Annotated in this window: 21 protein-coding genes and 1 tRNA gene; 16 read left to right on the forward strand and 6 right to left on the reverse strand. The window is 65.3% G+C overall.

Features of this window, described 5'->3' with window-relative positions; translation table 11 throughout:
• The first annotated feature begins 272 nt into the window (after positions 1-272).
• The 6 genes from infC (at position 273) to B4400_RS19925 (ending at position 3,519) form a co-directional block, all read left to right on the forward strand.
• Positions 273-887 carry a translation initiation factor IF-3 gene (infC, locus tag B4400_RS19900; protein WP_078312304.1) on the forward strand — a complete coding sequence of 205 codons (615 nt, stop codon included), beginning with the start codon at positions 273-275 and terminating at the stop codon, positions 885-887.
• Positions 888-917: 30 nt separating this feature from the next.
• Positions 918-1,112 carry a 50S ribosomal protein L35 gene (gene rpmI / locus B4400_RS19905; protein WP_005058702.1) on the forward strand — a complete coding sequence of 65 codons (195 nt, stop codon included), beginning with the start codon at positions 918-920 and terminating at the stop codon, positions 1,110-1,112.
• Positions 1,113-1,180: 68 nt separating this feature from the next.
• Positions 1,181-1,570 (forward strand): 50S ribosomal protein L20, encoded by a 390-nt coding sequence (rplT, locus tag B4400_RS19910; RefSeq protein WP_005058700.1) that lies wholly within the window; start codon positions 1,181-1,183, stop codon positions 1,568-1,570.
• A gap of 32 nt (positions 1,571-1,602) precedes the next feature.
• Positions 1,603-2,355 (forward strand): TrmH family RNA methyltransferase, encoded by a 753-nt coding sequence (locus tag B4400_RS19915; RefSeq protein WP_078312305.1) that lies wholly within the window; start codon positions 1,603-1,605, stop codon positions 2,353-2,355.
• 66 nt (positions 2,356-2,421) lie between these two features.
• A complete protein-coding gene (locus tag B4400_RS19920) occupies positions 2,422-3,378 on the forward strand; it encodes an oxidoreductase (protein ID WP_078312306.1) in 957 nt (318 codons plus the stop codon).
• Positions 3,379-3,448: 70 nt separating this feature from the next.
• A tRNA-Cys gene (locus B4400_RS19925) sits at positions 3,449-3,519 on the forward strand.
• A 68-nt stretch (positions 3,520-3,587) separates the two neighbouring features.
• Here the strand turns inward: B4400_RS19925 and B4400_RS19930 are convergent.
• The 3 genes from B4400_RS19930 to B4400_RS19940 all read right to left on the reverse strand — a co-directional run bounded on the left by B4400_RS19930 (position 3,588) and on the right by B4400_RS19940 (position 6,352).
• The gene (locus tag B4400_RS19930) at positions 3,588-4,142 is read right to left on the reverse strand and encodes a hypothetical protein (RefSeq protein ID WP_078312307.1); all 555 of its coding nucleotides are present in this window, start codon (positions 4,140-4,142) and stop codon (positions 3,588-3,590) included.
• A gap of 10 nt (positions 4,143-4,152) precedes the next feature.
• The gene (locus tag B4400_RS19935) at positions 4,153-4,755 is read right to left on the reverse strand and encodes an MspA family porin (protein WP_078292678.1); all 603 of its coding nucleotides are present in this window, start codon (positions 4,753-4,755) and stop codon (positions 4,153-4,155) included.
• Between the two features lie 481 nt (positions 4,756-5,236).
• Positions 5,237-6,352 carry an oxygenase MpaB family protein gene (locus B4400_RS19940; RefSeq protein WP_078312308.1) on the reverse strand — a complete coding sequence of 372 codons (1,116 nt, stop codon included), beginning with the start codon at positions 6,350-6,352 and terminating at the stop codon, positions 5,237-5,239.
• Between the two features lie 230 nt (positions 6,353-6,582).
• Here B4400_RS19940 and B4400_RS19945 point away from each other — a divergent pair, with 230 nt between their 5' ends.
• Both B4400_RS19945 and B4400_RS19950 read left to right on the forward strand, forming a co-directional pair.
• Positions 6,583-7,593 carry an adenylate/guanylate cyclase domain-containing protein gene (locus B4400_RS19945; RefSeq protein WP_078312309.1) on the forward strand — a complete coding sequence of 337 codons (1,011 nt, stop codon included), beginning with the start codon at positions 6,583-6,585 and terminating at the stop codon, positions 7,591-7,593.
• A 54-nt stretch (positions 7,594-7,647) separates the two neighbouring features.
• Positions 7,648-8,382 carry a rhomboid-like protein gene (locus tag B4400_RS19950; protein ID WP_078312310.1) on the forward strand — a complete coding sequence of 245 codons (735 nt, stop codon included), beginning with the start codon at positions 7,648-7,650 and terminating at the stop codon, positions 8,380-8,382.
• On the opposite strand, the gene B4400_RS19955 is transcribed toward B4400_RS19950, so the two are convergent.
• Genes B4400_RS19955 through B4400_RS19965 form a run of 3 tightly spaced genes read right to left on the reverse strand, consistent with a single transcriptional unit; the run spans position 8,339 to position 10,796 of the window.
• The gene (locus B4400_RS19955; protein ID WP_078312311.1) at positions 8,339-8,842 is read right to left on the reverse strand and encodes a methylated-DNA--[protein]-cysteine S-methyltransferase; all 504 of its coding nucleotides are present in this window, start codon (positions 8,840-8,842) and stop codon (positions 8,339-8,341) included. The two genes, B4400_RS19950 and B4400_RS19955, sit on opposite strands and share 44 nt — an antisense overlap.
• Positions 8,839-10,320 (reverse strand): DNA-3-methyladenine glycosylase 2 family protein, encoded by a 1,482-nt coding sequence (locus B4400_RS19960; RefSeq protein WP_078312357.1) that lies wholly within the window; start codon positions 10,318-10,320, stop codon positions 8,839-8,841. The genes B4400_RS19955 and B4400_RS19960 overlap by 4 nt, the downstream gene beginning before the upstream one ends.
• A gap of 50 nt (positions 10,321-10,370) precedes the next feature.
• Positions 10,371-10,796, reverse strand: a complete 426-nt coding sequence (locus B4400_RS19965) for a DUF6653 family protein (protein ID WP_139361499.1) — start codon at positions 10,794-10,796, stop codon at positions 10,371-10,373.
• Positions 10,797-10,880: 84 nt separating this feature from the next.
• Between B4400_RS19965 and pheS the strand changes: the two genes are divergently transcribed.
• The 8 genes from pheS to B4400_RS20005 all read left to right on the forward strand — a co-directional run bounded on the left by pheS (position 10,881) and on the right by B4400_RS20005 (position 20,418).
• Positions 10,881-11,936, forward strand: a complete 1,056-nt coding sequence (pheS, locus tag B4400_RS19970; protein ID WP_139360385.1) for a phenylalanine--tRNA ligase subunit alpha — start codon at positions 10,881-10,883, stop codon at positions 11,934-11,936.
• Positions 11,936-14,410: a phenylalanine--tRNA ligase subunit beta gene (pheT, locus tag B4400_RS19975; protein WP_078312313.1), complete on the forward strand. Its 2,475-nt coding sequence runs from the start codon at positions 11,936-11,938 to the stop codon at positions 14,408-14,410. The genes pheS and pheT overlap by 1 nt, the downstream gene beginning before the upstream one ends.
• 253 nt (positions 14,411-14,663) lie before the next feature.
• Positions 14,664-15,707, forward strand: a complete 1,044-nt coding sequence (argC, locus tag B4400_RS19980) for an N-acetyl-gamma-glutamyl-phosphate reductase (RefSeq protein ID WP_078312314.1) — start codon at positions 14,664-14,666, stop codon at positions 15,705-15,707.
• A gap of 29 nt (positions 15,708-15,736) precedes the next feature.
• Positions 15,737-16,945, forward strand: coding sequence for a bifunctional glutamate N-acetyltransferase/amino-acid acetyltransferase ArgJ (gene argJ, locus B4400_RS19985; protein WP_078312359.1), 1,209 nt, complete (start codon positions 15,737-15,739; stop codon positions 16,943-16,945).
• The gene (argB, locus tag B4400_RS19990; RefSeq protein ID WP_078312315.1) at positions 16,942-17,811 is read left to right on the forward strand and encodes an acetylglutamate kinase; all 870 of its coding nucleotides are present in this window, start codon (positions 16,942-16,944) and stop codon (positions 17,809-17,811) included. The genes argJ and argB overlap by 4 nt, the downstream gene beginning before the upstream one ends.
• Positions 17,808-18,998 carry an acetylornithine transaminase gene (locus tag B4400_RS19995; protein WP_078312316.1) on the forward strand — a complete coding sequence of 397 codons (1,191 nt, stop codon included), beginning with the start codon at positions 17,808-17,810 and terminating at the stop codon, positions 18,996-18,998. Before argB ends, B4400_RS19995 begins: the two co-directional genes overlap by 4 nt.
• The gene (gene argF / locus B4400_RS20000; RefSeq protein ID WP_078312317.1) at positions 18,995-19,933 is read left to right on the forward strand and encodes an ornithine carbamoyltransferase; all 939 of its coding nucleotides are present in this window, start codon (positions 18,995-18,997) and stop codon (positions 19,931-19,933) included. The genes B4400_RS19995 and argF overlap by 4 nt, the downstream gene beginning before the upstream one ends.
• A complete protein-coding gene (locus B4400_RS20005; RefSeq protein WP_078312318.1) occupies positions 19,930-20,418 on the forward strand; it encodes an arginine repressor in 489 nt (162 codons plus the stop codon). The genes argF and B4400_RS20005 overlap by 4 nt, the downstream gene beginning before the upstream one ends.
• Position 20,419: the final 1 nt, after the last annotated feature.

The raw sequence follows: 20,419 nt of genomic DNA on the forward strand, positions 1-20,419 counted from the left end.
ATGCGCGACCGTTCCCGGCTCCGTCGGGGACATCAAGTGGAGTCCCGCTCCCACCGCTGGCCATACGGTACAGCGGTCCGGTCCAGCCACCTCCGGGTGGTTGTTCTGCGATCTGCAGAACGGCGTATGTCGTCGTGACCGGTCGGCTTCGGGCCCTGCCATGAGCAGGGCTTTTCTGTTCGTAATGAGCAGAGTGCTGATGGACCCCGCTTTATGTCCCTGTCGATCTGTGTTTCGGTCACGACAGTTAGAGGACGAGCCAGGGAGGCCACATCAGCACTGAGACCCGCATCAATGAACGCATCCGCGTACCCGAAGTCCGCTTGATCGGCCCGAAAGGCGAACAGGTCGGCATCGTGCGGATCGAAGATGCGCTTCGCGTCGCCGCAGACGCCGATCTCGACCTTGTCGAGGTAGCCCCAGACGCCAGGCCCCCGGTCTGCAAGATCATGGACTACGGCAAGTTCAAGTACGAGACGGCTCTGAAGGAGCGCGAGTCTCGCAAGAACCAGCAGCAGACCGTTGTCAAGGAACAAAAGCTTCGGCCGAAGATCGACGATCACGACTACGAAACCAAGAAGGGCCACGTTGTGCGCTTCTTGGAAGCCGGATCCAAGGTCAAGGTGACGATCATGTTCCGCGGACGCGAACAGTCGAGGCCCGAACTGGGCTACCGGCTGTTGCAGCGGCTCGGCGCAGACGTCGCCGAGTACGGCTTCGTGGAGACCTCCGCGAAGCAGGACGGCCGCAATATGACGATGGTGCTGGCGCCACACCGGGGTGCGAAGACCCGGGCCAAGGCGGCTCAGCAGGCCGAAGCTCCTGCAGGGCCGGCCCCAGCCCAGGCGGCCCCAGCGGCCGAGCAAGCGCCCACCGAACAGACCTAGTACGGAAAACGAAGGACAGGGAACACCAAGATGCCCAAGGCCAAGACCCACAGCGGTGCGTCGAAGCGCTTCCGCACCACCGGTAGCGGAAAGATCGTGCGCCAGAAGGCGAACCGTCGCCACCTGCTGGAGCACAAGCCCACCAGCCGCACCCGTCGTCTCGACGGCCGCGCCGTGGTTGCAGAGAACGACGCCAAGCGCGTCAAGAAGATGCTGACCGGCTAGCAGCCGCGTTCACGACCACCCCAATACACAGCACCTGCATCACTAGAAATCACTAATAAGGAATACTTATGGCACGCGTGAAAAGGGCCGTCAACGCCCAGAAGAAGCGCCGGACAATCCTGAAGGCCTCCAAGGGCTACCGCGGTCAGCGGTCGCGCTTGTACCGCAAGGCCAAGGAACAGCAGCTGCACTCGCTGACCTACGCATACCGGGACCGTCGCGCCCGCAAGGGTGAGTTTCGCAAGTTGTGGATCGCGCGTATCAACGCCGCGGCTCGCGCCAACGACATCACCTACAACCGATTCATCCAGGGCCTGAAGATCGCGGGCGTCGAGGTTGACCGCAAGAACCTCGCCGAGCTGGCTGTCAGCGATGCGGCCGCGTTCACCGCGCTGGTCGAGGTCGCCAAGGCCGCGCTGCCTGAGGACGTCAACGCTCCAGCCGGGGAAGCCGCCTGAGCAACTCGGCTCTGACTGAGCGGTCACAAACAGTGATCGACGCGGTCAAGCTGCACCGGCCCGCCGCCCGTCGGCGGGCCGGTCTTTTTCTGGCGGAAGGCCCCAACCTGGTCGAGGCCGCACTGCGGTCCGGCGCGGTAGAACGTGTCTTCGCGACCGAGGCTGCGGCAGAGCGATTCGCGGGCCTCTTGGTTGACGCACCCATACATCTGGTGACCGAACGTGCCGCGAAAGCATTGTCCGACACCGTGACTCCGGTCGGGCTGGTAGCCGAGTGCCGTTCCATCGCGGCCACGTGGCCTCAGATCGTCGCGCTTTCACCACGGTTCATCGTTGTCGCCGTTGATATCTCGGAGCCGGGCAACGCGGGCACCCTGATTCGCGTTGCCGACGCGATGGGCGCCGACGCCGTGGTACTGGCTGGTAACAGCGTCGACCCGTTCAACGGCAAGAGCCTGCGTGCCTCGGCGGGCAGCATTTTCAACATCCCCGTCATACCGGAGGGAGATGCGGCGTCGATCGCCGCGGACCTCACCGCGCGGGGTGGGGCAGTGCTGGCCACCACCCTCGACGGCGAGCTGTCGCTCGACGATGCCGATCCGGTGCTGGCCGGGGCCTGTGCCTGGATCTTCGGAAACGAAGCGCACGGGCTCGACAGCGCGACGGCCGCACTGGCTACACATCGGATCAGCATCCCGATGCGCGGGGGAGCCGAAAGCCTCAACCTGGCCAGCGCCGCGTCGATTTGCCTATACGCCACGGCGCGGATGCATCGCGGTCAATAGCCTCCAGTACTATCCGACAAAGCCGTAACGACGAGTACTAGTAACTTCCACGGATCGAGGAACCTAATGCCCGCACCCCTGCAGATCAGGCACTTTCGTGAGTCGGATGTTCCCGACCAGACCGGTAAGACACACGTCATCACCGGCGCGAACAATGGCCTAGGTCTCGTCGCCGCCGAGGCGCTGGCCCGCGCCGGTGCCCGCGTCGTGCTGGCCTGCCGCAACCAGGAGACCGGGCGGGCAGCGCTGGACAAGGTGCGCTCACTGGGGCCCAACGCCGATCATGCGCTGGTCGAACTGGACCTCACCAGCCTTGCCTCCGTGCGGTCCGCCGCGGACGCGATCCGCACTCAGGCGCCCACTGTCGATGTACTGATCAACAACGCCGGCGTCATGGCGATCCCGCTGCGGCGTACCGCCGAGGGATTCGAGATGCAGATCGGTGTCAACCACCTCGGTCACTTCGTCTTGACCGACGCGCTGCTGCCCTCGCTGCTCGCTGCCGACGCACCCCGGGTGGTGTCGCTGGGAAGTGTCGCGCACGCGCAGGGACGCAATCAGCTGAAGGTCGATGATCTGAACTTCACCCAGCGTCGGTACAACCGGATGACCGCATACCGCGCCTCGAAGCTCGCCTGCATGCTGTTTGGCTCGGAGCTGGCCCGCAAGGCCGCCGCCGCCGGATCCTCACTGGTGTCGGTGAATGTGCACCCCGGGGTGGCCGCCACCAACCTGTTCGACTCCATGATCCCGAAGATCCCAGGGCTGCATAAGGCCTTCTACTTCGGCATGGGTCTGGTGCTCCAGGACGAGCGTCAGGGCGCCGAGGCTGAGCTGTACGCGGCATCGATGCCCGATGTGCAGCCCGACGACTACCTTGGCCCCACTCAACTGACGGGTGCGCGCGGTCCGGTGGCTCGTGCGCCCCGATCCAGCGAGGCACGTGATGCGCAGCTGGCGGCGCGGCTATGGGAGAAGTCGGTAGAGCTCACCGGCGCGAACTACTCCCGCCTCACCGGCTAGGCCCCGCTGCGATCACTCTGAGTCCAACACTCGTGTCGCGCATCGTGGTTCGGCATGATCGGTGCTCGACGCGGGTGTGGCTGAGAGGCTAGGCACCGGCCTGCAAAGCCGTTCACACGGGTTCGAGTCCCGTCACTCGCTCTATTTCGTCGACAAAGAGGGCCCCCTGTTCAACAGGGGGCCCTCTTTGTCGACATTGGTCCGGGCGCCTAGCCGGCGGCCGGCTCCTCCGCGGCTTTCGGCGGTTGACCATCCGGCGACTCGAGAACCGGAGGGGTTGGCGCTCCCGGCATCACCGTCGGGGCGGTCGCCTCGATCCCGGCCGCGCTCTGCGGCGGTGCACCGTGTGGATCCTCCAGCGCGGGGTTCTCGTTCCCCGCACCGAACTGCACCCCCGTGGTGCTGGCAGGGGCGGCGGGCGTCGTGCCGCCCTGAATCCCGTACCGCGTGCTGGAAGAGGTCAACACGTTCGCGGGATGAGCGGCATTGCCCAACTTGCTGCCCGGCAGTCCGGCAGCGCCGGCCGCGGGATCGGCGTTGGCGGCGATCTTCACGCCGCGCGCGTCCACCGCGGCCGGCGCCACCGCCGGGAAGTTGTTGTAGATGTACGTGTAGCTGCCGGGGGTGGCGGGCAGTGGTGCCGGTACGCCGGGCACGAAAGGTATTCCCGGTGGGTCAGCGAGCGCGGTGGGCGCCGGGAGCGCTCCCAACGCGAGCGCTCCGGCGACACCTGCCATGGCGGCAACGATCTTCCTTTTCGGCACAAGTACCTCCCTAGATCTTGATCGGGTCGCCGTAGATGGCGAACTCAGTGTGCGCCGAGGCGGTCGAGATCCTCAAGTAGACATACGAGCGGATGGTGACATCGCCGCCGCACGCGTCGGCCTTGATGTGCAGATTATCGACATCGAGCATCGCCTTGCCGCTATCACTCAACGCCATGTTGGCCAGGGGGAGGTCGGTGATCACACCAGGCTGCAAGATGGTCTGCACAAACCCGGCGAGACCACCCGAACCACCGACCGACGGACCACCGCTGTAGCCCACAGACCCGGCCAGACCGCCGGTGCCACCGATCTGCAGACCGCTGGAAACGTCTGTCTGACAACCCAGTTGGTATCCCGCGATGAACAGGCTGTCGGTGATCGGGGCGGACCCTCCGGTGGCGATCGCCGTCGCGTCGAAGGTCACGAACGCCTCGCGGGAGTTGGAGGCCTCGGCCAGGTTGGGTACCGAGTTGATGGTCTCGTGGTCGATCCGGATCATCAGCGTCCACCCGTCACGACTTACCTTGGTGTACGTCTGCGGCGCCATGGACACCGGATCGGCCTGGGCCGGAGCCGTAGCCAAGGTACAGATCGCGGTGAACAACGCCATGACGGCGCCGACTCGCTTACGTACTGCCATCTGAGTGCCTCGTTTCCCCTTGCGGATGTGAATGGTGGTGAACCTGTGTCTGAGTTTGGGAGCTATTGCGGCGTCGTCGATTACCGGTCGGTGTGATAGGTCCGTTATCAAGCTGACGGAAAGATACGCCTGCGAAAACACCGCCGCTGATCAAAACTCACAGCCCGTTCACAGGAATCGCCTTGGGGGACAAGCGTCCTCACCCCTGAATTTCCTTCACGGTGAGTTGATGATGTGTTGCTGGACGCCGACAATCGACAAAAGACAGGCTGTCCGAACTAGTTGGTGCGCTGGGCTAATCGCCCGATGAACACCGCGTGTCGGGCCGCTCACGGCACGGTGAACCCGTTGTCCGGACGACGCAGTTTCGTCTGTCAGGCGATAGGAATTTCGCGGCCGAAAATGTGGTCTACGCCACAGAAGTGCCCTGTAAAAGCTGCGTAAACAGGTGTTACGCGACCTCGCGACCACCCCGGATGGCCCACCGGGGAGAGGCCAACGAGAAGGCGGCATGCAACAGCTCGCCCGCACGCGCGGTGAGCGACGTCGGCTGGACCGACGGCGGTACGTAGTGCATGGGCATTCCCCGCCTGTCCCGCGGTGGTGCGGTGATCTTGGGTGCCTCGACGAGGGGTGCATCAGGCGGCAACTCTCCCCGTGCGCGCTTGTATGCCGATACCGCACGCGGATGGAGCCGGATGTCCTCCGGCAGGGGACTGAACGCCAGCTGCACCACTTTGCCAAACAATCGCAGGAGCACTTCGTCACCAGGGGTCCAACGCATGCCGGCCTTCTCGCGCACCGAAGAACTGAACACTCCGGTGGCGACCCAGTTCTGAAATACTCTGGCCGGGGCCCAGATCTGCTGCCAGAGGAAGTCCGGCATCAGTACGTACTTCGGCTTCGGGATCTGAATGTGGAAGATATCCAACGCGGCCCGATTGATCTCCAGTTGGTCATCACAGACCCGCGCCCAGTACTCCTGGAACTCTTCCCAGGAATTGGGCACCGGCCGCATGCTCATGCCGTACATCCGGTACCACTGGACGTGCTCGGCGAACAGCTGCCGCTTTTCTGTCTCGGTAAGCCCGCCACAGAAGTACTCGGCGGTGTTGATGATGAGCATGAAGAACGTGGCGTGAGCCCAATAGAAGGTCTCCGGATTGAGGGCGTGGTACCGCCGTCCCTTGCCATCGACACCTTTGATGGTGTCGTGGTACCCCCGAATCTGGCGCCCGGTGTCCGCGGCGCGGTCGCCGTCGTAGACCACGCCCATGATGGGAAAGACCGAACGCGTGACCCGTTGCAGAGGTTCGCGCAACAGGATCGAATGATCCTCGACACCGGCGCCCAACTCCGGGTACATGTTCTGGATGGATCCGATCCACACGCCAAGCAGCCCGGTGCGCAGATCTGCGAAGTACTTCCATGTCAGCGAATCTGGGCCCAGCGGTTGCGGTGCGTCGTCCTGATCGATTTCATGCGCTGGCTCGGCGGGCGATCGCGCTCCGGACGCGTGCTCGCGCGCAGATCGCCGAGCACCTCGGCTGGCAGTGGCGGATGTCATCGTTGACCCTCCTGTGTGGTGCCTATCACGCACGATATGGGTGACAACCGACGTTGTCCACGAGTCCCCTTGGGGTATTGGGAACCGTTTGCCAACCGTGTCCGAAGCTCCACGCTGCCGCTACCAGCGCCGACCGACTGTGACCAGGCAGTTGAGGAGGGGCGCCCAGCCATCGCGACACTGGCAACGACGAGATTGCCGCCGCACACCCCAGCACATAGGCTGATGCGGTGGATGTCGAGCCGTCAGGCCTCGATGCCGATCCGGACCGTGAGCACGACACTGGAATCCGTAAGCGCAGGCGAGGCCGCACCCGTGGGCCTGTGCGGCATGACCTCGCCGCGGAGTCGGCAGACAACGCGGTGCCGGCGGAAGACTCCGATCCCACCGAACCCACGTCTCGGCAGATCGCGCGCGCGTCACGTACGGCCGGTGACTGGTTTCGCAAGATGGATCGGGATCCCACCGTCGTGGCGGCGGTACGCCGCGCCCGCCGTTCACTGCCCGGCGACCCATACTTCGGTGATCCTTTGTCCACAAGCGGTTTTGGTGGGGCGAGTGCGGTGGCGCGTGCGGCCGACCGGTTGGTGACCGACAGGGATACCGCGTTCCGCGAGTTCGGGTTCGGCGCGCTGCAGATCTGGCAGGCCTTCACCGAGAAAGTCAGCAAGCAACCGGCCAATCGGGAGGTCACGCTGGTCTTCACCGACCTCGTCGGATTCTCGGGATGGGCACTTGAGGCCGGCGACGAGGCGACCCTGAAATTGCTGCGCCGCGTGGCATCGGTCGCCGAGCCACCCATGCTCAACGCCGGGGGCCAGGTGGTCAAGCGTATGGGTGACGGCATCATGGCCGTCTTCGACGACCCGGTGACGGCCCTACGTGCTGTCCTTCCCGCCCGCGAGGCATTGAGAAACGTTGAAATCCAGGGATATACGCCGCTGATGCGGATCGGCATCCACACCGGGACGCCTCAGCGCATCGGATCGGACTGGCTTGGCGTCGACGTGAACATCGCGGCCCGTGTCATGGAGAGCGCCACCAAGGGTGGCTTGGCGATCTCGCAACCCGCTCTGGCCAAGGTGCCCCTGGTGCTTCTCGATCACTTGGGCCTCTCACCCACGCCCGTCCGGAGACCGCTGTTCTCCAGCAGGCCCGCAGGCGTGCCCGAGAACATGAAGATGTACCTGCTCGAAACTCGCAGGGAACTACCAGCGGCGGGAGATGACGGTCGCGTCTAGACGGTGCGATCATGGGTCATGCGGAGAGTCTGGGCCGCGCTAGTTCGGCTACGAGTGACGATCGCTTATGCGGTCGCGCTGGTCGCGGTGGCCACGGTGCTGGTTGTGGAAGGTCCGCGCGTGCAAGACCGAGTTGTCGCGCATGCCAGTACCAATCTGCACAATCTTCATCAGGGACGGCTGGGGACGCTCATCGGCAGTGCCTTTGTCACCGACGCGGGGCCGATCTATCTATGGCTTCCCGGCTTGATCTGCATTCTCGCCCTCGCTGAGCTTCAATGGCGCAGCGGACGTTTGGCATTGACCTTTGCCCTCGGGCACATAGGCGCAACCCTCATCGTCGGGGTCGGAACGGCGCTGGCGATCTGGATGCACTGGGCCCCGGTATCCCTCGCACGGGCCAGTGACGTAGGGATGAGTTATGGAGCGGCCGCCGTCGTCGGGGCACTGACGGCATCGATCCCGCCGCGCTGGCGCGCCTCCTGGATAGCGGGCTGGATCTCCGTCGGCGCCGTGTCCATCGCATGCAACCAAACCTTCACCGAGGTAGGACACCTCACAGCACTTCTCCTCGGAGTGCTCGCCGCACAGACACTTTCTCTGCGCGCACCACGTTGGTCCGCACTTCGATTGGTGCTCTTAGGGTTCGGCGGACTCTTCGCCCTCATGATGTTCTCCGAAGATGGCCAGACCCTCGCCGCGGCGGTACCCACCGCGCTGGCGGCAGTACTCGTCACCCAGTGGGTCAGGTTGCGGCGGAAGCCTCGTGATCAAGTAGCCATCGCTTGATAGGAAGCCCATAGCGGAAGCCTCCCAATGCGCCACCGACTCGGTACACCCGGTGACACGGGACGAACAGCGCCGCCGCGTTACGCGCGCACGCACTGGCGGCGCCACGGATGGCAGCGGGTCGCCCAGCGCGCGCGGCGAACTCGCTGTAGGTGATGGGTGCCTCCGGATCGACACTGCGCAACACGTCCCAGGCATGCATCAGGAAATCTCCGGACTGCTGGGTGACGGGAATCGGGTCGATGGCGGTCAGATCGCCCGCGTGGTAGTCGGTGACAGCCTTGGTGACTTTCCCGAGGTCACGCTTGCGGCTGAGGGTCTGCGGGCGCAACGTCGGATGAATCAGCGCGCGCAGCAGGTCGGGGGAGTCCGTCCACCCCGAGGCCAGGACCGCGCCCGACCCGTCGACGATGGCGGTGAATGGTCCTACCGGGGTGGTCAGTGTCGTGTAGTCGCTCATGAGTTTCCTTTCCGCGTGCGGTTGCGTTGACGTGTCTGCGCGGCGATCCCCTTGCGCCACAGGTGCATAGATACATACGAACGCCACGGCGAGCAGTCACGGGCGGCCGCGAGGTCGATCCCCTCGGCCAACGCGCCGCGGCGCAGCACCAAATCGTGTTCGAGCAGGACATCTGGATCAGCGAGTTGACGCATCACCACGTAGTCCGCGGTCCAGGGTCCGATTCCCTTGATTTCCAACAGCTGCCTACGCATGTCGGCGGCGGCCATGCCCTGATGCAACTCCAGCTTACCCGTCGCAAGCCTGTCCGCTGCTCCGACAATTGCGCCGATCCGTGCCGCTGGACCAGCCAATACCCCCGCGCCCGCTGCGGCGACAGATTCGGTGGTGGGAAACAGGTGAGTCACCCGCCCCGTCATGTCCGTCACTTCCTCACCGAGCCTGGCAACCAGGTTTGCTGTCGCCGTGTTGGCCGCGGACACCGAGATCTGCTGACCGATCATGGTGCGTAACAGCAGCTCTGACCCGTCGACCGTTCCGGGTACCCTGATTCCGGGAGCCTCGGCAACGAGGGGGGTCAGCGCGGGATGCGACGACAATGCGTCATCGACCGCGGCGGGGTCGGCGTCGAGATCAAGAAGGTGACGCAGGCGCGCTACCGCAGGTGCCAAGTCGCGCATATCGGCGAGCTGCAGGTCCGCCCGTACCTGATCGGCGGCCACCGTCAGGGTCACGACGACCGGACCGTGAGGCATCCGCAGCGCCCGGGTGTAGCGCCCCTCGGAAAAGTCTTCGACACCGTGCGCGCAGTGATGTTCCAGCAGCCAGGTGGACCACGCGACGTTATGAGGCTGCCGCAGGGGAAGTTTGAGACTGACTCCGCTAGGTGTCGGAGCCGATGTCAGGTCTTCCCGGCGGGGCAATTCGGTCCGCAGCTTCGACGGTGTGGTTGCGAACACCGCCGCAATCGTGTCGTTGAACTGCCGGATACTGGAAAACCCTGCCGCAAAAGCGATATCGGACATGGCCAGCCCGGTCCGCTGAATCAGCAGACGCGCGGTGGTGGCCCGATTCGCCCGTGCCAGGGCCAGCGGGCCCGCGCCGAGCTCAGCCAGCAGGACCCTGTTGAGTTGGCGACTCGAGTATCCCAGGGCACGAGACAAGCCCTCGACACCTTCACGCTCGACCACGCCATCGCTGATGAGGCGCATCGCGCGAACAGCTAAGTCGGACTTGACATTCCACAGCGGCGATCCCGGCGCCGCGTCCGGCAGACACCGTCGGCACGCCCGATAGCCATCGGCCTGCGCGGAGGCGGCGGTGGGATGGAATGAGACATTCTGCCGTTTTGGTGTGATGGCAGGACAGGACGGTCGGCAGTAGATTCCCGTGGTGCGAACCGCCGTGTAGAACTGCCCGTCGAACCGGGTGTCACGGGACTGCACGGCCCGGTAGCAGGCCTCCGCGTCAAGTTCCATGCATTCGAGCATGCCCGCCGCCACGCCACCGTGCTAGCGGAAATCAGACATTACCGTCGGCTCGGGGTTGTCGCCCAGATTCGGACGTAGCGACGCCAGGCCAGCAGCGTGATCACCATCGATATCGCGGTGCCCGCTGTCGCCCCGGCCCACCTATGGCGCCATGCGGCCACCAGCGCCGAGACCAGGGCGGTGCTGCCGAGGAGGCTCAACGTGGTGAGGGCGCTATCCGATGTGGGTTTGGTCATCCAGATCTCCTCGCCACGTATGGCGCGAGTGGCAAACGACCTGTCATCCCGGGGCGGCGGTGTCACGACCGGGTTGATCACGAGCCAGACGCCGATGGGGATTGCCCACCGCCACTGCCGGGTCCATACCGGTACGAGCAACAGCGGTGTGCTCGCCCATCGCGACCACGCGCTCACCGGGTGACAATGTCTTTCGAAGATCCAGCGGCGCACTGCTTCGCCATTCACATCGTCGACACTAGGCCGCGCCGGTCATGCCCGTCTGGCATGACCGGAAGGTGGTTAACGCGTCTTACCCTATGATCGGCATCCGTGGCTGATCACTCGCAGGATCCTTCAGTGGACCCATCAGAGAGAACTCTGACGAGCGCCGTTGATGCGGCGCGGGCGGCATTCGACGCCGCGGGCGACCTGGACGCACTCGCGCAGGCGAAGATCGATCATCTGGGGGAGAAGTCGCCCGTGGCACTGGCCCGTCAGGCTCTCGGCGCTCTGCCGAAGGAGCAACGGGCCGAGGCCGGCAAGTTCGTCAACGCCGCGCGCACCCAGGCGCAACAGGCGTACGACGCCAGGCTGGAAGCACTGCGTGCCGAACGTGACGCGGCGGTACTCGTCGCGGAACGTGTCGATGTGACGTTGCCGTCGACACGGCAGGCCATCGGCGCGCGCCATCCGATCACGATTCTCTCCGAACACATCGCGGATACCTTCGTCGCGATGGGCTGGGAGGTGGCCGATGGCCCCGAGGTGGAAACCGAGCATTTCAATTTCGATGCCCTCAACTTCCTGCCCGATCACCCGGCACGTAGTACGCAGGACACCTTCTACATCGCCCCTGAGGATTCCCGGCAGGTGCTGCGCACACACACCTCACCGGTGCAGGTCCGCACCCTGCTGGCACGCGAGCTGCCCGTCTATGTGATTTCGCTGGGCCGTGCCTTCCGCACCGACGAGATCGACGCCACCCATCTGCCCGCCTTCCATCAGGTAGAAGGGCTCGCGGTGGACCGCGGACTCACCCTGGCCAATCTCAAGGGCACCCTCGACGCATTCGCCCGGGCGATGTTCGGGGCGCAGGCACACACCCGGATGCGTCCACACTTCTTCCCGTTCACCGAACCGTCCGCCGAGGTAGATGTCTGGTTTGAGAACAAGAAGGGTGGTGCGGGCTGGGTTGAATGGGGTGGCTGCGGCATGGTCAACCCGAATGTCCTGCGAGCCAGCGGTATTGATCCCGACGAATACAGCGGTTTCGCATTCGGCATGGGATTGGAGCGCACCCTGCAGTTCCGTAACGGCCTTCCCGACATGCGCGACATGATCGAAGGCGATGTGCGCTTCAGTCTTCCGTTCGGGGTGAGTGCCTGATGCGTATTCCCTACAGCTGGCTTATCGAGGTGCTGCGCGCCGGTGCCCCGGAATTCTCCGCCGCTCCCGCGGATATCGAGGAAGCGCTGATCCGCATCGGCCACGAAGTGGAAGAGGTCATCGTTCCCGGACCGGTTACCGGTCCGCTCGTGGTCGGAAGAGTCGCCCAGATCACCGAGCTCACCGAGTTCAAGAAGCCGATCCGATTCTGCCTGGTCGACGTCGGTGAGGCGGAGCCTCGTGAAATCGTCTGTGGTGCGTCCAACTTCGCGGTCGATGACCTCGTGGTGGTGGCACTTCCGGGTGTCACGTTGCCCGGTGACTTCGCTATCGCGACACGAAAGACCTACGGACACACCTCGGACGGGATGATCTGCTCGACGACCGAGCTCGGGCTCGGGTCGGAATCGGCCGGCATTCTGGTGCTGCCCCCGGGGACCGCCAAGCCTGGTGCCGATGCCATCGAGGTCGTCGGACTTGACGATGCCGTCTTCGATCTGTCGATTACGCCCGATCGTGGATACTGCCTGTCCGTTCGCGGACTGGCACGCGACCTGGCGTGTGCGTACGACCTGGAGTTCGTCGATCCCGCTGCGGTACAGCCGCTCCCGGTCGACGGGCCGTCGCTGCCCGTGCATATCGATGCCGGGACCGGAGTCAAGCGCTTCGGGTTGCGTCCCGTCATCGGCATCGATCCGGCGGCGGTATCGCCATGGTGGCTGCAGCGCCGGCTGATGCTCTGCGGTATCCGGACCATCTCGCCGGCGGTGGACGCCACCAACTACGTGATGCTCGAAATCGGGCATCCCATGCACGCGCACGACAACGCCCGGATCAGCGGGGATTTCCGGGTGCGGTTCGCCACACCCGGTGAAACGGTGGTCACCCTCGACGACGTAGAACGCACGCTCGAACCCGGCGACGTCCTGATCGCAGACGACGCCGGTGTCACCGCCATCGGTGGTGTGATGGGCGCAGGTAGCACCGAAATGCGCGACGACTCCACGGACGTGCTCCTTGAGGCCGCGGTGTGGGATCCGGCCGCGGTGCTGCGCACTCAACGACGGTTGCACCTGCACAGCGAGGCGGGGCGCCGTTACGAACGTTCCGTCGATCCTGCGATATCCGTTGCTGCGCTTGATCGTTGCGCGTCTCTGCTGCGTGAGATCGCTGGCGGCAGCACGCCTGCCGAGCTCACCGACTGGTCCGCGGACGCGGAAGCCCGGTCTGAGATCGTCATCGCCGCCGACCTGCCGGAACGCGTCGCCGGAGTCACCTACGCCGCGGGAGTGGCAGAGCGCCGGCTCCGTCAGATCGGCGCCGAGGTGGTTGCCGAGGGCGACACACTGCGGGTGATACCGCCGAGCTGGCGCCCCGATATTGTCGAGGGTGCCGACCTGGTCGAGGAGGTACTGCGACTCGAAGGCCTGGAAGACATCCCGTCGATTCTGCCTGCGGCGCCACAAGGCGGCGGTCTTACCCCGACGCAACGCCGTCGCCGTGCGGTAGGGAAGTCGTTGGCCCTCAGCGGATACACCGAGATCTTGCCGATGCCCTTCTTGCCGGCTGGGGTATTCGACGCATGGGGGCTGGACGGCGACGATGCGCGCCGCCGCACCACTAAGGTTCTCAACCCGCTGGAATCCGATCGCCCCGAGCTGGCCAGCACCCAGTTGCCTGGTGTGCTCGAAGCCTTGTCGCGCAATATTTCTCGCGGGACCCCCGATGTAGCACTGTTCACCATCGGTCAGGTCGTGCGGCCCACCGCGGAGACCCGGGCGATCCCGCTGCTCGATGTCACCGATCGCCCCTCCGAGGCCGAGCTGACCGCACTGCTCGAATCCCTGCCCGCGCAGCCGGTCCATGTGGCGCTTGTGCTGGCCGGGGTGCGCGAGCCGAGTGGGCCGTGGGGGCGTGGACGTGCCGCGGATGTCACCGATGCTCTGGAGGCGGCGCGGATCATCGGGCGTGCTGCTTATGTGGATCTTTCGCTGCGGGCCGGCGATGAATTGCCCTGGCACCCGGGACGGTGCGCAGAGATTGTGGCCGGCGGCCAGGTTGTCGGGCATGCCGGTGAGCTGCATCCGGCGGTGATCGAGCGGCTCGGGCTGCCTAAGCGCACATGCGCTCTGGAACTCAACCTCGATGCGCTTCCCGTCACTAATCCGCTTCCCGCGCCAAGGATTTCGCCGTTTCCAGCGGTTCTTCAGGACGTCTCGCTGGTGGTCGCCGAGACGGTGCCTGCCGATGCGGTCACCGAGGCGCTGCGTGACGGTGCGGGCGATCTGATCGAAGATGTGCGGCTCGTGGAGGTCTACACCGGACCGCAAGTGGGCGAAGGCAACAAATCGTTGAACTTCCGGCTGCGTTTCCGGGCGGCTGACCGCACCCTGACAGAAGACGAGGCCACCGCCGCACGGATCACGGCGGTGGCCTCTGCGGCCGAGCGCGTCGGGGCAACCCAACGCGCCTAGCAGGTCTTACTGTCCCCGGCGCTGGTCAGCCTGCTCGCGGTGCTGCTCCTGGCGCTGACGATCGGCACGATCCGACATGGAAGGCTCCCTTCTCGCTCGTTATCGACTGCTGGCGCTATTCGCCAGCTACTTCCACCGTAGCTGTGGGAACCGGGCATTACACCGTTTAGCTCAAGTTGAGGTTGACCGCGAATTCCACGGCATCGGTCGAATATATTTGCGCTTGTCTGCATAATGATACAGAATTGGTCTCATGACTACTGGGTTCTCGGTCGCGGTCGCCGGTGCCAGCGGCTACGCCGGCGGTGAGATCTTGCGTCTGCTGCTCGCACATCCGGCGTACGCTGCGGGCCGCCTGCGCATCGGGGTGCTGACCGCTGGCTCAAATGCCGGCACCAGCCTCATCGAGCATCACCCGAATCTGACACCTTTGGCTGACCACAAACTACAGCCCACCGATCCCAAACTGTTGCGGGGTCATGACGTGGTGTTCCTCGCGCTCCCGCACGGTTCCTCGGCCAAGATCGCCGATGAGCTGGGGCCGCAGACCCTCATCATCGACTGCGGTGCGGACTTTCGGCTGACCGATGCCGCCGCGTGGCAGCGCTACTACGGCTCAAAGCATGCCGGAAGCTGGCCGTACGGCTTGCCCGAGCTTCCAGGCAAGCGCGATGCCCTGCACCGCACCAGGCGCGTGGCAGTTCCCGGCTGCTATCCGACGGCGGCACTGTTGGCGTTATCTCCCGCGGTGACGGCGGGCCTCGTGGAACCCTCGGCCACCGTGGTGGCGGTGAGTGGCACCACGGGCGCCGGACGTGCCCCCAAGGCCGATCTCTTGGCCTCCGAGGTGATGGGATCCGCGCGCGCCTACAACGTTGCCGGTGCGCATCGGCATACCCCGGAAATCGCTCAGGGACTGAATCATCCTTCGGGCAAGCCGGTCACCGTCTCCTTCACCCCCGTGCTCGTCCCCATGCCCCGCGGCATCCTTGCCACGTGTACAGCGCCGACCACGGCAACGCTGGCTCACATCCGCGAGGCCTACGAGGAGGCATATCGCGATGAGCCTTTCGTCCATGTACTTCCCGAAGGGCAATTGCCCACCACCAAGGCGGTATCGGGGAGCAACGCCGCACACATCGGCCTCGCCGTCGACCCCGATGCGGGTGTGTTGGTGGCGATCGCAGCCATCGACAACCTCGTGAAGGGCACCGCCGGGGCCGCGGTTCAATCCATGAACCTCGCCCTCGGTTGGCCCGAGGGCGACGGCCTGACCTTCGTGGGGGTGGCACCGTGACCGATGGTCTTCGCGCCAGCGGCTCATCCGTGACCGCTGCGACGTCACCTCTGGTGCGCACCCAGGGTGTCACCGCCCCCGCAGGTTTCAAGGCGGCCGGAATCGCCGCCGGCATCAAGGCGTCCGGTAGGCCCGATCTTGCCCTGGTCTTCAACGAGGGGCCGGACTACGCCGCGGCGGGCGTATTCACCCGCAACAAGGTGAAGGCCGCACCGGTGCTCTGGTCACAGCAGGTACTCACCACGGGCCGCCTGCGCGCCGTGATTCTCAATTCCGGCGGAGCGAATGCCTGCACCGGACCACTCGGATTTCAGGACAGCCACGCCACCGCGGAAGAGGTTGCGAAGACCCTCAGCGACTGGGGCACCGAGACCGGGGCCATTGAGGTAGCCGTGTGTTCCACCGGGCTCATCGGCGACCGGCTGCCCATGGACAAGGTGCTGGCCGGGGTGCGGGAAATCGTGCACGAGCTGGCCGGAGGCCTGGGCGGCGGTACCGATGCCGCGCACGCCATCATGACCACCGATACCGTGCCCAAAGAGGCTGCGCTGCACCATAAAGGCGGCTGGACGGTGGGCGGCATGGCCAAAGGCGCGGGCATGCTCGCGCCTTCGCTGGCGACCATGCTCGTGGTCATCACGACCGACGCCGCCGTGCCTGCCGCGCAGCTTGATTCCGCGTTGCGGGCGGCGACCGCTCGCACCTTCGACCGGCTCGACGTCGACGGCAGCTGTTCGACCAACGACACCGTGCTCTTGTTGGCCTCCGGGGCAAGCGAGATCACGCCCGATGCCCAGGAATTCGCCGCGGCGGTCGCCCGGGTCTGCGACGACCTGGCCGCGCAGCTGCAGTCCGATGCCGAGGGTGTCACCAAACGGATCCTGATCACCGTCACCGGCGCCGTCAGCGAGGACGACGCGGTCGCCACCGCGCGGACCGTCGCTCGCGACAGTCTTGTCAAGACCGCCCTCTTCGGTTCAGACCCCAACTGGGGTCGGGTGCTCGCAGCGGTGGGAATGGCTCCGATAGACCTCGACCCGGATCGCGTCACCGTGTCATTCAACGGAAACCTGGTATGCGCCAACTGCACCGGCGTCCAGGGTGCCCGTGATATCGACTTGTCCGGGCCGGATGTCGAAGTGCTTATCGACCTCGGCGCCGGAGATCAGACGGCGACCATCCGGACCACCGATCTCTCGCATGCCTACGTCGAAGAGAATTCGGCGTACAGCTCATGAAGGCCCCGAAAAAAGCACGGGTGCTGGCCGAGGCGCTGCCGTGGCTCAAGAAGCTGCACGGCGCCATCGTCGTGATCAAATACGGCGGCAACGCCATGACCGACGACGCCCTGAAAACGGCCTTCGCCGAAGACATGGTCTTCCTCCGCAATTGCGGTATCCATCCTGTCGTCGTACACGGCGGCGGCCCGCAGATCACGTCGATGCTGAAAAAACTCGGCGTGTCCGGCGAGTTCAAGGGCGGTTTCCGGGTCACCACGCCGGAAGTGCTGGACATCGCACGCATGGTGCTGTTCGGCCAGGTCGGCCGCGAGCTCGTCGGGTTGATCAACAGCCACGGACCCTACGCGGTGGGGATCACCGGCGAGGACGCGCAACTGTTCACGGCCGTGCGGCGTACCGCGACCGTAGATGGCGTCGAGACCGATATCGGACTGGTCGGTGATGTGGCACAGGTAAATCCGGAAGCGATCCTCGACTTGATCGATGCCGGACGCATCCCAGTGGTATCCACCCTTGCCCCCGACGCGGACGGTGTGGTCCACAACCTCAATGCCGACACGGCGGCCGGTGCGCTCGCCGAAGCCCTTGGCGCCGAGCGCCTCCTGATGCTCACCGATATCGAGGGGCTGTACACCGACTGGCCGGATCGGGGATCGCTGGTTACCGCTATAGCCGCCGAGGATCTGCGTGGGCTCCTTCCCGCCCTGGAATCGGGGATGATTCCCAAGGTCGAGGCATGTCTGCGTGCGGTAGACGGTGGAGTGCCCAGCGCCCACATCATCGACGGGCGCGTGGAGCATTGCGTCTTGGTCGAACTATTCACCGACGAGGGTGTCGGGACAATCGTCAGGAGCCAATCATGAGCAGTACCAGTGAGACTCAGCAGCGCTGGGAAAACGTCATGATGAACAACTACGGCACACCGCCGGTCGTCCTTGCCGAGGGCGACGGCGCCGTCGTCACCGACGTCGACGGCAAGCGGTACCTGGATCTGTTGGGCGGCATCGCCGTCAACGTATTAGGCCACCGCAACCAGACCGTCATCGATGCCGTCACACATCAGCTCTGCACGCTCGGCCACACGTCGAATCTGTACGCGACGGGTCCTGGCATCGAGCTGTCCGAGGCGCTCATCGCGCGGCTGGGTGTTCCCGGCAGGGTGTTTCTCTGCAACTCCGGCACCGAAGCCAACGAGGCCGCGCTCAAGCTGACCCGCCTGACCGGACGCACGAAAGTCGTAGCGGCCGAGGGCGCCTTCCACGGCCGAACCATGGGGTCGCTCGCCCTCACCGGCCAGCCGTCCAAGCAGGCCCCGTTCGAGCCGCTGCCCGCAGGGGTGGTTCACGTACCCTACGGCGACCTGGCTGCCATCGAGGCTGTAGTCGATGGGGACACCGCCGCGGTCTTCCTGGAACCGATCATGGGTGAAGGCGGAGTGGTGGTTCCGCCGGAGGGCTACCTCGCCGGGGTACGGGAGATCACCGCCCGCCACGGTGCGCTGCTGGTGCTCGACGAGGTACAAACCGGAATTGGGCGTACCGGAACATTTTTCGCGCACCAACAGGTGGGTATTACCCCCGATATCGTCACGCTGGCCAAGGGGCTCGGCGGCGGGCTGCCCATCGGCGCCTGTATCGCGACCGGGGCAGCCGCGGAGCTGCTCACTCCGGGTCTGCACGGCAGCACATTCGGCGGCAATCCCGTGTGTGCGGCGGCGGCTCTGGCGGTCCTGCGGGTCCTCGACGAGCAGAACCTCGTCGACCATGCTGCCGCGGCCGGAAAGTCGTTGAGTCACGCCATCGAAGGGCTGAACCATCCGTTGGTCGCACGGGTGCGTGGCGCCGGACTTCTCCTGGGCATAGTCCTGACGGAACAGCGCGCCAAGGCCGCCGAGGCCGCGGCACGCGAGGCCGGCTTCCTTCTGAACGCCGCCGCACCCGATGTGCTGCGGCTGGCCCCACCGCTGATCATCAGCGATGAACAGATCGGGGAGTTCGTCGCCGCGCTGCCCGGCATCCTCGATACCGCGGCAGGACAGGAGCTGGCATGAGTAATTCGAGGTCAATTCGCCATTTCCTCAGGGATGACGATCTGTCACCGGCCGAGCAGGCCGAAGTCCTCACGCTGGCCGCCGAGCTCAAGAAGGCACCGTTTTCGCGGCGGCCGCTTGAGGGGCCCCACGGGGTCGCCGTCATCTTCGAGAAGAACTCCACCCGAACCCGCTTCTCCTTCGAGATGGGCATAGCGCAGCTGGGCGGGCACGCCGTGGTCGTCGACAGCCGTACCACGCAGTTGGGTCGCGAGGAGACTCTCGAGGACACCGGACAGGTGCTGTCCCGCTACGTGGAAGCCATCGTGTGGCGGACCTACGCACAGGAACGCTTGACCGCCATGGCTTCCGGGTCCACGGTGCCGATCGTGAACGCCCTGTCTGACGACTTCCATCCCTGCCAGGTGCTCGCGGATCTGCAGACACTGGCCGAACGTAAAGGCTCGCTGGCCGGGTTGCGGCTGACGTATCTGGGTGACGGCGCGAACAACATGGCGCACTCACTGATGGTCGGTGGCGTCACCGCCGGCATCCACGTGACGATCGCAGCGCCCAATGGGTTTGCGCCACATGTCAAATACGTCAGCCAAGCCGAGCGGATCGCCGCCAGCACCGGCGCTTCGGTGACCGTGACCGCTGATCCTCGGACCGCTTCGGCCGGCGCAGATGTGCTCGTCACCGACGCCTGGACCTCCATGGGCCAGGAGAATGACGGGCTCGACAGGGTCCGGCCGTTCCGGCCGTTCCAGGTGAACGAGGATCTGCTCGGCGTGGCGGACTCAGAAGCCATTGTCCTGCACTGCCTTCCCGCCCACCGTGGCGAGGAGATCACCGATGAGGTGATCGACGGTCCACGGAGCGCCGTCTGGGATGAGGCCGAGAACCGTCTGCACGCCCAGAAGGCCTTACTGGTGTGGCTGCTGGAGCAGCGATGACGGCCTCACATGCGGCCGACACCCGTGCGGGGCGCCAAGCGCGCATCGTCGCGCTGCTGTCCACCCAGTCGGTGCGCAGCCAGAGTGAGCTGGCAGCGCTGCTGGCAGCCGAGGGCATCGAGACCACGCAAGCCACCTTGTCGCGAGATCTCGACGAGCTCGGTGCCGTCAAGCTCCGCGCCGCCGACGGCGGCGTCGGGGTGTATGTGGTGCCCGAAGACGGCAGCCCTGTTCGCGGGGTGTCCGGTGGCACCGACCGGCTCTCCCGGTTGCTGGGGGAGCTGCTGGTAGCGACCGACTCCAGCGGTAATCTCGCGGTACTGCGCACACCGCCGGGTGCCGCACACTATCTCGCCAGCGCGATCGATCGCGCCGCGTTACCCGACGTTGTCGGGACCATCGCGGGGGATGACACCATTGCGGTGATCGCCCGCGAACCCTTGACCGGAGCCCAGCTCGCCGCACAGTTCGAACAGCTTGCTTAAA

Source organism: Mycobacterium sp. D16Q13, assembly GCF_002013375.1.
Taxonomy (GTDB): Bacteria; Actinomycetota; Actinomycetes; order Mycobacteriales; family Mycobacteriaceae; genus Mycobacterium.

What these genes read in the sequence shown, in the direction of transcription:
- rplT (WP_005058700.1), top strand. Translation starts at nt 1,181, where the DNA reads ATGGCACGCGTGAAAAGGGCCGTCAACGCCCAGAAGAAGCGCCGGACA.
- B4400_RS19995 (WP_078312316.1), top strand. Translation starts at nt 17,808, where the DNA reads ATGAGCAGTACCAGTGAGACTCAGCAGCGCTGGGAAAACGTCATGATG.
- B4400_RS19940 (WP_078312308.1), bottom strand. Translation starts at nt 6,352, where the DNA reads ATGACATCCGCCACTGCCAGCCGAGGTGCTCGGCGATCTGCGCGCGAG.
- B4400_RS19920 (WP_078312306.1), top strand. Translation starts at nt 2,422, where the DNA reads ATGCCCGCACCCCTGCAGATCAGGCACTTTCGTGAGTCGGATGTTCCC.
- B4400_RS19935 (WP_078292678.1), bottom strand. Translation starts at nt 4,755, where the DNA reads ATGGCGTTGTTCACCGCGATCTGTACCTTGGCTACGGCTCCGGCCCAG.
- pheT (WP_078312313.1), top strand. Translation starts at nt 11,936, where the DNA reads ATGCGTATTCCCTACAGCTGGCTTATCGAGGTGCTGCGCGCCGGTGCC.
- rpmI (WP_005058702.1), top strand. Translation starts at nt 918, where the DNA reads ATGCCCAAGGCCAAGACCCACAGCGGTGCGTCGAAGCGCTTCCGCACC.
- B4400_RS19960 (WP_078312357.1), bottom strand. Translation starts at nt 10,320, where the DNA reads ATGGAACTTGACGCGGAGGCCTGCTACCGGGCCGTGCAGTCCCGTGAC.
- B4400_RS19955 (WP_078312311.1), bottom strand. Translation starts at nt 8,842, where the DNA reads ATGAGCGACTACACGACACTGACCACCCCGGTAGGACCATTCACCGCC.
- argC (WP_078312314.1), top strand. Translation starts at nt 14,664, where the DNA reads ATGACTACTGGGTTCTCGGTCGCGGTCGCCGGTGCCAGCGGCTACGCC.
- argB (WP_078312315.1), top strand. Translation starts at nt 16,942, where the DNA reads ATGAAGGCCCCGAAAAAAGCACGGGTGCTGGCCGAGGCGCTGCCGTGG.
- B4400_RS20005 (WP_078312318.1), top strand. Translation starts at nt 19,930, where the DNA reads ATGACGGCCTCACATGCGGCCGACACCCGTGCGGGGCGCCAAGCGCGC.
- argF (WP_078312317.1), top strand. Translation starts at nt 18,995, where the DNA reads ATGAGTAATTCGAGGTCAATTCGCCATTTCCTCAGGGATGACGATCTG.